Genomic DNA, 1,441 nt, shown 5'->3' on the forward strand with positions numbered 1-1,441 from the left:
AGCTTCATGAAGACATTGGAGGTCGAGGACGCTTGCCTGGCGGAGCAGGAGTTTACCGGCGGCGCCGCCACCGGCTTGCCCCGGTTCGCCGAGGCCTGCGACAACCGCCGCCTGCATCTGGCACCGGGCCATCTCAGCCCTGCCAAGTTCGCAGGCCGCCCCGCCCGCGTCGCCGACCACCCAATCCGCGTGCGGCGCGCCAGGCCGCGCGGGACGGCCTCCTACCCGGGATGCGGGCGATCTTCGAGGCCAGCCATCGGCGTTATGGCTCGCCGCGCAGCAGCCATCGCGGCGCCGTCGCCCATCGAGCTCCAACCGATGGCGCCGCGACGGGCAACTCCGAGCGCCGCTGGCGGTGCCGAGCTCCGCGGTCAAGGCATCCGGGCGGCCCGGAAGGCGGCGGCCAAGCTGATGAAGGAGCGGGCCTTTGTCCGCCGTCGCCAGCGGCGCCCGGACCGGTGGCGCAACCGCTGGCAGCTCCGGGGGCAACGGCGGGCGATATCCGTCCGCCGCACCTTGCAGTTGCCCGCAAGTTGGTGCGGTGAATTGGTTCGCCTGCCAGCCTTGGCCCTGGCGGCGGCGATAGGGCCATGATGCGCCATGCGGCACCGGATGCGCGGGGTGCGGGCATGGCACGGAGCCGGGTGGAACGGAAGCCGCCGGGAGCGGTCCGGGGGACGGGCGGCTGGACCGCAGGCTCGGGGCGATGCCCGGGGCCCTCGGGGAGCGGCCGGGAAAACCGCTGCCCGCGCCGGAGAGGAACCGGCCGGACGCCGAGGCGGCCTGCCGGTTCCTCTCCGGCGGGACTGCCAGCGGAGACGGGATCCCCGGGGGGCATTCCGCGGCATCCACCCTGCGCATCCGGGCCGCCGGCGGTCCCGTCCCGATCCTGCAGGACGCCACGGAATTCAACTTCAAGGGCATGGAGCCTTCTTGTCCGGCACCGTCGTTCCGTGCCGCTTGCCAAGGAGCGAGCCGCTATCCGCCATTGGCGGTGTGGATGGCCCCGCCAGCGGCATCGCACCCTGCCGCGCCGTGGCCTGGCGGGGGCCATAGCTGGCGATGCCCGTCCGCGGGACGCCGGGGGCCGGCCCCGCTGCCGTTTCCGCGCAGGACGGGCGCCACCCGCCCGACCGGGCGGCGCCGGAGAGGAAGCGGCAGGCACCTCGCGATCCCGGATCCTGCACCGGGGCGGCCGCACGCCCCGGAGGCCATCCCGGCCGCGCGTCCGGCGCGCCGCCGGGGACCGCGGTCCCATGGCGGGGCTTCCCCCGCCTCGCAGACCTCGCCGAAGGTGCCCTCCTTGCAACGCCGCAGGCCGGCACTTGTGGGTAGCTTCAAGACGCCGGGGGCTGCCGCGTTCCGCGGACGACGGACAGCCGGCACGATCTCGGGGTCTAGCTGGTCCGCGCCAGCGGGCCGGATGATCCGGAGGCGCAGA

1 protein-coding gene is annotated in these 1,441 nt (G+C 74.7%); it reads left to right on the forward strand.

The genetic code is table 11. The features are described 5' to 3' along the window. Positions 1 to 594 (forward strand): hypothetical protein (locus HCC78_RS33440; protein WP_216671424.1); only part of this gene is annotated, 594 nt, incomplete at its 5' end. Positions 595 to 1,441: the final 847 nt, after the last annotated feature.

The sequence above is a fragment of the Mangrovicoccus sp. HB161399 genome (assembly GCF_013184745.1).
Lineage (GTDB): Bacteria > Pseudomonadota > Alphaproteobacteria > Rhodobacterales > Rhodobacteraceae > Mangrovicoccus.